Here is an 8,295-nt window from a genome sequence, read left to right as displayed (position 1 = left end):
CTGCGACAAGATCACCCCCGGCATGCTCATGGCCGCGCTGCGCCTGAACATCCCCACCGTGTTCGTCTCCGGCGGCCCCATGGAAGCCGGCCGGGTCACCCTGACCGACGGCTCCATCCGCTCGCTGGATTTGGTTAACGCGATCTCCGACGCTGTCGATGATTCCATCTCCGACGAGGACATCGACCTCATCGAGGCGAACGCGTGCCCCACCTGCGGCTCCTGCTCCGGTATGTTCACGGCCAACTCGATGAACTGCCTCACCGAAGCCATCGGCCTGTCCCTGCCCGGCAACGGCTCGCTGCTCGCCACCCACACCGCGCGCAAGGAACTGTACGAGCGTGCCGGTGCCACCGCCGTCGCACTTGCCAAGCGCTATTACGAGGACGACGACGCTTCCGTGCTCCCACGTTCCATCGCCAGCTTTGAAGCGTTCGACAACGCCATGGCCCTGGACATCGCGATGGGCGGTTCCACCAACACCATCCTGCACCTGCTCGCCGCAGCGCAGGAAGCGGGGCTCAAGTACGACCTAGCGGACATCGACGCGAAGTCCCGCCAAGTGCCGTGCCTGGCCAAGGTGGCGCCGAACGTGGCCGGAGACAAGACGTTCTATATGGAGGACGTACACCGCGCCGGCGGCATCCCCGCCCTTTTGGGGGAACTCAACCGTGGCGGGCTGCTCCACACGAACGTCAACTCCGTCCACTCGAACGACCTCACAGGGTGGCTTGACGACTGGGACATCCGGGGCGGCAAGGCCACCGACGCGGCCAAGGCCCTGTGGACTGCGGCCCCCGGCGGCCAGCGTTCTTCGACTGCGTTTTCCCAGTCGGCCGAGTGGACCTCCCTGGACACCGACCCCGTGGAAGGCTGTCTGCACGATGTGGAACACGCCTTCTCCAAGGACGGCGGCCTCGGAGTGCTGCGCGGCAACATCGCCTTAGACGGCGCCGTGGTGAAGACCGCCGGCGTGGACGAGTCCATCTGGACGTTTGAGGGACCGGCCGTAGTGTGCGAGTCCCAGGACGAAGCCGTGGAAAAGATCCTGAGCAAGGTAGTGAAGGCCGGTGACGTAGTGGTCATCCGTTACGAGGGCCCACGCGGAGGCCCCGGCATGCAGGAGATGCTGTACCCCACCTCGTTCCTGAAGGGCTTGGGCCTGGGGAAGGTCTGCGCGCTGATCACTGACGGCCGCTTCTCCGGCGGAACGTCCGGGCTGTCCATTGGCCATGTCTCCCCCGAGGCCGCCGCAGGCGGGACCATCGCCCTGGTGCAGGACGGAGACCGCATCCGGATCGACATCCCCAACCGGTCCATGGAACTGCTGGTCGACGAGGAAACATTGGATACACGGCGCGAGCTGCTCGAGGCCACCACCGGTTACCAGCCAGTCGGACGTGTTCGTGAAGTCTCCGCCGCTTTGCGGGCGTACGCCTCCATGGCCACCAGCGCAGACAAGGGCGCCATCCGCCAGATCCCGGAAGACGCCGTCTTAATGAGTGCACCGCGGGCATCGGTCCCTGTCCTGCTGTAACTACACGCGAGATGCCACTTGTGGTACCCAAACTTCGCTTTTGGGTACCACAAGTGGCATCTCGCGGCGGTTCAGCGTGGATCAGGCCACCCGGGTGCCCTTGGGGAGCTTCCCGGCCGGAGTTCGCAACGCCCGCCAGCACAGTGCCAGAACGCCCGCAGTTACCAGCAACTGCAATCCCAGTCCCAGCGGCCACAGCGGGGCTTCCTTGGAAAGATACTGCGGAGCAACCTTTCCGTTGGCACACTGGTACGTGGCTTCCGGACCTGCTTGGACGTAACGGGCGCTTTGGCTGATCATCTCGAACATTCCGCTCGTGTAATTCGCCTGTGCCGGAGTGTTTCGGTCCGGGTACGGAATGGCATCGGCCACCACCACAAAAGGATTCATGCCCAACATCCAGGCCACCCGCTCCGAGTGGGGCGCGGGTTGTTCTACCAGAGGTCCATAGCAGGCGTACTCGTTGTTCTCATCCGTGATGTCCTTGGGTTTGGGTGGTGCCGGGTATATGTCACCGTCCAGGTATTCTGCATCCGGTCCTTCCGGGCCTTGATACATTTCCATGTTTTTGTAATAGCTCTGGTTTGCCTCGACGGTCCCATTGCTGAGCATCATCCCTAGTCCGAACGCAATGAGTGTGCCAAAAGTTAACGCTGCTACCGTCAAATAGGTGACAACGATGGAGAAAAGCGGACGGTTTGCCAGCGCGGAAATACCAACTCCCAGGGCACATACGACACCTAGTTCACAAGCCAGCATGAGTAATCCAACCACTATGTAGCCAACGCCCAGGCCGCCTTGTGCAATGCCGAAAACCAAGAACGGCACGCTCACTACCAGAAATGCCAGTGCCGCAATCCATGATGCAAGAAACTTCCCCCACAAGAGCTGCCCGGGCCGCAGCAAAGTCACCTGCATGATGGCCAGAGTGCCGGCGGATCGATCGCCGCTGATGGCATTCGCCGAAAACGCAGGCGCCACCAACAAGCCAAAGAGTAGGACAAACGCCAAAACGGCCTCGAAGATCAACGGTCCCGGGCCGACTCTTCCAAATCCGGGATCAAAGTCATACCCGGACTGTGCCTTCCAGCTGATCCAGGTCAAGGCCGTCACCAGCCAAATGAGCGCAAACCAAATCGCCAGCATGATGTACCAGCCACGTGAACGCAGTCGCTGCCGCAGTTCCATCCCCACCACGGCAGAAATACCAGAGGAATACTGTGTCAAGCTCATGGCTGTTCCACCTCCATGCTCATGTAGGTCTGCTCCCAGGCACCCGTGGCTGGGGCAAAGGCGCACACGTCCACTCCTGCTGCCACCAAATCCTGCAGCAAGGAAGCTGCCTCCCGCTCCGAGCCCACACCCACCACCACAGAATCGCGGCGAGCAGACCCCATCTCAAAACTCACACCCAACGACGTCAGCGCCCCCGCCAACACGGCAGAATCAAGCGCTGCAATGGAATACTTGCGCCCCTGCCCGGCAGCCTGGTCCATGGATTGGGCCAGCACCGAGCGTCCTTGACTGACGAACACGGCTCCATCGGCAATTTCATCAAGTTCAGCCAGCACATGGGAGGAAACCACAACTACCTTCCCCTGTGCTGCCAGTTTCCGCAGGATCCTCCGCAGGGCTATCCGTGACCCCGGATCAAGCCCGGAGGCCGGCTCATCGAGCAGCAGCACTTCAGGATCGTGAATCAACGCACGGGCCAAACTGAGCCGCTGTTGCTGACCTCTTGAAAGGACCCTGGCTTTCTGATCAGCCAGCGAGGACAGGTTGACCAGCTCCAGCAGTTCCTCAACCCGGGCGGGAATCTGCATCTTGGGTAATTGGTAAAACCGGCCCATGAAGCTGAGGATTTCTCGGGCAGTGAGCGCTTCCCAGACACCCAAGGTATCCGGCATCCACCCAATTTTGACTCTCGCCGCCGCAGGGTTGCTGACGGGGTCAATGCCCATGACGCTGATGGTGCCGACATCCGGGGCCAACAACGACGCTAGCATCAGCAACAGCGTGGTCTTCCCGGAACCATTGGGCCCGATCAGTGCCGTCACCGCTCCGGCTGGCGCATGCAGGTCCATATGGACGACGGCGTGAATCTCACCAAAGCTGCGGGACAGCCCCGTAGCCCTCAAACCGTTGAATGGCACAGCATCAGCCCGATCAGTGCCAGCCATCTGCGCACCATCGGCGTTAGGCAGATCCTGCTGTGGTGGTGGTGGTTCCGTCATGATTCCCCTCCCAGTGGGCCGCAAATGCGGAGTTAAGACAAGCCTAAGGTGGGGCAGGCACCGAAGGCATCATCCCGTCGTCGGACTTTCCACTGCGAGCACAGGAGCTTCAACACACGTCCCAATGACCGCATCATGACCATGGAGTATCACTATGTGGATATCTCGATTCCGCGTTAGCCCGTGCTAACGCTAAACTTGGCTCAACTGCCTTCCGCGTTGATGATGCCGCACTGGCCCAGCGCCGTGGCGCGGCTCAGGCGTGAGTGGCAGCAAAAATTTTTCTCCCAGTGTTGCGATAGGTAAATCAATGAGCGTGCATCCATGAGCCTTATTGTTCAAAAGTACGGCGGATCCTCCGTGTCGGACGCCGAGGGCATTCTTCGTGTTGCCCGCCGGGTCGTCAGCACCCAGCAGGCAGGCCATGAAGTAGTCGTGGTGGTCTCGGCCATGGGCGACACCACCGACGAGCTGCTGGACTTGGCCGCTTCGGTTGCCGATCATCCTCCGGCACGCGAGTTGGACATGCTCATGACGGCCGGCGAGCGTATTTCCATGGCCTTGCTGGCCATGGCCATCAGCACACACGGCGGCGTTGCGCAGTCATTCACTGGTAGCCAGGCCGGCATGATCACCGACGGCATTCACGGCAAGGCCCGCATCATTGATGTTGACCCGCACCGCGTCCGCACCGCCCTCGATAAAGGCAAAATCGCCATCGTGGCCGGTTTCCAGGGCATGAGCCGCACCACCCATGAGATCACCACCATGGGCCGCGGCGGCTCCGACACCACCGCTGTTGCCCTGGCCGCAGCGCTGGATGCGGATGTCTGTGAAATCTACACCGACGTCGACGGCGTCTACACAGCTGATCCCCGCGTTGTCTCCAGCGCGCAGAAGATCAGCAAGATCTCCAGCGAGGAAATGCTGGAAATGGCTGCATCAGGGGCCAAGATCCTGCACCTGCGCTGCGTGGAATACGCCCGGCGTTTCGGACTGCCCATCCATGTGCGGTCCTCATTCACCGACAATGAAGGGACCTGGGTCCTTCCCAGCCCCGACGACAAAATCAAGATCTCAGAGGGAGTTGCCTTGGAGCAGCCAATCATCTCCGGCGTGGCCCACGACCGGTCCGAAGGCAAAGTCACCGTTGTCGGCGTGCCCGACATCCCCGGCAAGGCCGCCATGATCTTCGGCATCATTGCTGGCGCCCACACGAACATCGACATGATCGTGCAGAACATTTCAACCCGCGGCTCCGGGAAGACGGACATCTCCTTCACCCTTCCCATGGTTGAGGGCGAAGACGCTTTGGCAGCCCTGCGCGCTCAGCAGGACGAGGTTGGCTTTGAGGACTTGATCTACGATGACAAGATCGGCAAGCTCTCCCTCATCGGTGCAGGCATGCGCTCCAACCCGGGCGTCTCCTATAACTTCTTCAAGGCCCTGTCCGACGCCGGGGTGAATATCGATTTGATCTCCACCTCCGAGATCCGCATCTCCGTCGTCACGCGCGCAGACCTGCTGGACACGGCAGTGCGTGCGGTCCACCACGTATTCGGCCTTGACAGCGAAGACGAAGCCACTGTTTACGGTGGCACCGGCCGCTAGTCCCCACACCTACCCAATAAGGGGTGCATCCGGAACAAGAATCCGGACGCACCCGTTTTGGCATTAAAAACTCTTTCAAGAATCCCTGAATTTCTTGATGTACTTCCTAACGCTCTTCCGCGACTTCTTCGTCCTTGCGTTCAGCGTAATGGTGGCCGTCTGAGTCCGTGTGCTGTTCAAAGTGAGTCAGCTGTTCATCACTGCTGTCTTCGAAATCATCGTGGCGATGCACCACCGGGGAATCCACGTCGCCTTGGTCTGCGGGACCAAAAACCTTTTGGAACTTGTCGGTAGCGTGCATGACCTTGTCCACGAACTTATCTCCGCTTGTCATCATCAACACCCCCTCTCCACGTGTGAATGCGGTTGGGACGCCTTCAGCTTACGCCTGAACCTCACTAAAGACACGGGGTGGAGACGGCCAGAAATTCTAACGTAGGGACTTGTCGTTCGGGTCTTTTGGCACCAGGTAGGTGCTGCCGTCTGCCCTGGTAACCGTGACCCATTGCTCTGTGGCGGCTTGCTGGGAGACAAGCAACGCCTTGTTCTCATTCGTCATTTCATGGTCAAGGGGACTGCTGACGGCAGGGCCGAAAATAAAACGCAGCCGACCGGTGAACCGCATCAGTTTGTGCACGAACGGTGTCTTGGGCATCGGTGGCATTCCTTGCAGCTGGGACCCAAAAGTTGCTTTTAGGCACGTTGATTGTGGCAACTTCGCTCACTGTACACTGATAGTTAGCCCACTAACTAATTTTTGCAGAGGACGGCAATGAGTACCACTGAGGATGACCTGCTGTTGGAACGCCAGCTCTGTTTTGGCCTTTCCGTCGCCTCTAGAAGCGTCATTGCCGCCTATAAACCCGTGCTCGCCGCCTTACACCTCACCCACCCCCAATATTTGGTGATGCTGGCACTGTGGGAACACGCTCCCCGCCGAGTGAAGGATCTGAGTCAAACCCTGTTGCTGGAGTCCGCCACCCTCTCTCCGCTGCTGCAACGGCTGGAAATCCTAGGCTATGTCAGCCGCGAACGGGACACTGCCGACGAACGCGCCCTCGCCGTTGACCTCACCGAGACTGGGGCGGCGCTGCGCGAGCAGGCGCTCTCGGTCCCCGGCGCCATGATGGCCCGGCTCGGCCTGAACCGGGAAACCGCCCTGGCGCTGCACCATCGCATGATGGCCTTGATCGAAGCAGCTACCCACGCCGATGACCTTTCGGCTCCGATGGGCACCGATGTCGAGGACGAGGCAATGTAGGGGATGACGGATAATTAAACCTATGACCTTGGCCTTGCATTCCCTGACCGACGGCGCGTGGCAGGAACGTGCCGCGGCCCACCACAGCCGGGTGAACCGCTATGCCAAACCGTACCTGGCCCGCCGTTCTAGCAATCAAAAGCATCCCGTGGAGGATTTCCTCTTCACCTACTACACGCAAAAGCCTGGACAGTTGGCCCGCTGGCACCCGGGCCCCGGCGTGGTTCTCACCGGCACAGCTGCCGCCGAACGTCTGAATTGGAAGTTCTACCGCACGGCCGACGACGGCGAGCGCACGGCAAGCGGTGCACCCGGGGAGGGCCCCGCCGTCGTGCTTGATCTGGAAAAGTTTGTCGTTCAGCGCAAGGATGCCATCGATTTTGCCCGGATCATTCTGGGTCGCACGGCTGCACGTCCGGCACAGTTTGGTTGTTTTGGGCTGCATGAATGGGCCATGGTGTACAGGCAGGATGCCAATGCCGTCCGGCACGAATACCTGCAGCTGCGGCTTGGCTCCGAGGGTACGGACACGGTGGTGGAGGAGAACCGCATTCGCTGCTCGCACTTTGACGCGTATCGTTTTTACACTCCGCAGGCATCGGGGCTCAATGAGCTTGCACCGACGCGGGAGAACCAGCGCGAGATGGAGCAGCCGGGCTGCCTGCACGCGAACATGGATCTGTACAAGTGGGCGTACAAGCTCTCGCCCGCCCTGCCGAGCGAGCTGGTGATGGACTGCTTTGAGCTGTCGTGGCGTGTCAGGGCGATGGACATGCAGGCATCGCCGTACGACCTGGCCGAGTGGGGCTACCCGCCAATCCGCATCGAGACGGCCGCTGGCAAGGCCGACTACGTGGCGTACCAGCGTGGATTTGCTGCGGAAGCAGCAGTGTTGCGAGAGCGCCTGCGGGTAGCCGTGGAAGCCCTCCCCGCCCCCTAATACCGACGCTCCCGCACCTTCCGGGGTCTTTCTCACGACGCTCCTGCCGTTTCCGGCCTTGAACGCGAAACGCTCCCTCAGCAACTGAGGGAGCGTTTGCGATTTCACCCCTAAAACTGCAGGAGCGTTGTTGGGGGGCCTAGTGGCGGGCGCCTCGTACGGATGCCCTGCGCACGACTACCAATCCACCCAACAAGACCAACACTGCGCCAGCCAGACCAAGCGGCACCATGTTGAAGCCGGTGTTCGCCAGATCGCCAGCGGCCGGGGTGTTCGCCGATGCTGTGGTGCTCGCCGAGGTGGAGGCACTGGTTTCCGGCGTGGTGGCTGCAGGAGAGCTGACGGGTGCGGTCACAGTCAGTTGGATGCTGACCTCAACCGCTTCACCGCTAACATCCGTGCCCGAGATGACCACTGAGTGCTGGCCAGCCGGAACATTCGCAGGCACTGTTGCCGTCAGGGAAACCGTCCCATCAGCTGCGACAGTTGCACGGCCAAGAACCACAGGGTCTGAGTGCAGTGTGAACGTGGCAGTGGTTCCCGGCTTGAAGTTTTCGCCGGTGATGGTCAAGGGCTGACCCGCCACCAACTCCCCAACGCTTACGGCGCCTATGGCCTTGTCAGCTGCTGGAGTTGTTGTCGGTTCGCCTGTCTGCTCCGTCGTCGGCGTTGCCGTCGGTGAATGCGTTCACGCCGACGATGATCTGCTCGC

At 60.8% G+C, this 8,295-nt stretch carries 9 protein-coding genes; 4 read left to right on the top strand and 5 right to left on the bottom strand.

All coding sequences use genetic code 11. From position 1 onward, the window contains the following. The coding region (gene ilvD, locus Q4P21_RS15180; protein ID WP_303389566.1) for a dihydroxy-acid dehydratase at positions 1-1,537 on the top strand (1,537 nt) is incomplete at its 5' end. Between the two features lie 81 nt (positions 1,538-1,618). On the opposite strand, the gene Q4P21_RS15175 is transcribed toward ilvD, so the two are convergent. Both Q4P21_RS15175 and Q4P21_RS15170 read right to left on the bottom strand, forming a co-directional pair. After that, positions 1,619-2,770 carry an ABC transporter permease gene (locus Q4P21_RS15175; RefSeq protein WP_303389565.1) on the bottom strand — a complete coding sequence of 384 codons (1,152 nt, stop codon included), beginning with the start codon at positions 2,768-2,770 and terminating at the stop codon, positions 1,619-1,621. Beyond that, a complete protein-coding gene (locus Q4P21_RS15170) occupies positions 2,767-3,771 on the bottom strand; it encodes an ABC transporter ATP-binding protein (RefSeq protein ID WP_303389564.1) in 1,005 nt (334 codons plus the stop codon). The genes Q4P21_RS15175 and Q4P21_RS15170 overlap by 4 nt, the downstream gene beginning before the upstream one ends. Before the next feature lie 324 nt (positions 3,772-4,095). Between Q4P21_RS15170 and Q4P21_RS15165 the strand changes: the two genes are divergently transcribed. Beyond that, the gene (locus Q4P21_RS15165; protein ID WP_303389563.1) at positions 4,096-5,382 is read left to right on the top strand and encodes an aspartate kinase; all 1,287 of its coding nucleotides are present in this window, start codon (positions 4,096-4,098) and stop codon (positions 5,380-5,382) included. Between the two features lie 106 nt (positions 5,383-5,488). On the opposite strand, the gene Q4P21_RS15160 is transcribed toward Q4P21_RS15165, so the two are convergent. Then, positions 5,489-5,719: a hypothetical protein gene (locus Q4P21_RS15160; protein ID WP_369598907.1), complete on the bottom strand. Its 231-nt coding sequence runs from the start codon at positions 5,717-5,719 to the stop codon at positions 5,489-5,491. Between the two features lie 93 nt (positions 5,720-5,812). After that, positions 5,813-6,037, bottom strand: coding sequence for a hypothetical protein (locus Q4P21_RS15155; protein WP_303389562.1), 225 nt, complete (start codon positions 6,035-6,037; stop codon positions 5,813-5,815). A gap of 117 nt (positions 6,038-6,154) precedes the next feature. Between Q4P21_RS15155 and Q4P21_RS15150 the strand changes: the two genes are divergently transcribed. Both Q4P21_RS15150 and Q4P21_RS15145 read left to right on the top strand, forming a co-directional pair. Continuing rightward, positions 6,155-6,643 (top strand): MarR family winged helix-turn-helix transcriptional regulator, encoded by a 489-nt coding sequence (locus Q4P21_RS15150; RefSeq protein ID WP_303389561.1) that lies wholly within the window; start codon positions 6,155-6,157, stop codon positions 6,641-6,643. 22 nt (positions 6,644-6,665) lie between these two features. Further along, a complete protein-coding gene (locus Q4P21_RS15145; protein ID WP_303389560.1) occupies positions 6,666-7,583 on the top strand; it encodes a 3-methyladenine DNA glycosylase in 918 nt (305 codons plus the stop codon). Between the two features lie 139 nt (positions 7,584-7,722). Here the strand turns inward: Q4P21_RS15145 and Q4P21_RS15140 are convergent, their stop codons facing one another. Beyond that, on the bottom strand, positions 7,723-8,169 hold the full coding sequence (locus tag Q4P21_RS15140; protein ID WP_303389559.1) for an LPXTG cell wall anchor domain-containing protein: 447 nt from the start codon (positions 8,167-8,169) through the stop codon (positions 7,723-7,725). Positions 8,170-8,295 lie beyond the last annotated feature (126 nt).

Source organism: Arthrobacter sp. (genome assembly GCF_030540645.1).
Taxonomy (GTDB): domain Bacteria; phylum Actinomycetota; class Actinomycetes; order Actinomycetales; family Micrococcaceae; genus Specibacter.
The sequence above is the reverse complement of the archived record's forward strand: the minus strand, read 5'-3'. Positions and strand labels throughout refer to the sequence as shown.

Excerpts from the sequence above, each read along its gene's own strand:
- Q4P21_RS15175 (WP_303389565.1), bottom strand. The coding sequence starts at position 2,770 with ATGAGCTTGACACAGTATTCCTCTGGTATTTCTGCCGTGGTGGGGATG.
- Q4P21_RS15170 (WP_303389564.1), bottom strand. The coding sequence starts at position 3,771 with ATGACGGAACCACCACCACCACAGCAGGATCTGCCTAACGCCGATGGT.
- Q4P21_RS15165 (WP_303389563.1), top strand. The coding sequence starts at position 4,096 with ATGAGCCTTATTGTTCAAAAGTACGGCGGATCCTCCGTGTCGGACGCC.
- Q4P21_RS15160 (WP_369598907.1), bottom strand. The coding sequence starts at position 5,719 with ATGATGACAAGCGGAGATAAGTTCGTGGACAAGGTCATGCACGCTACC.
- Q4P21_RS15155 (WP_303389562.1), bottom strand. The coding sequence starts at position 6,037 with ATGCCCAAGACACCGTTCGTGCACAAACTGATGCGGTTCACCGGTCGG.
- Q4P21_RS15150 (WP_303389561.1), top strand. The coding sequence starts at position 6,155 with ATGAGTACCACTGAGGATGACCTGCTGTTGGAACGCCAGCTCTGTTTT.
- Q4P21_RS15145 (WP_303389560.1), top strand. The coding sequence starts at position 6,666 with ATGACCTTGGCCTTGCATTCCCTGACCGACGGCGCGTGGCAGGAACGT.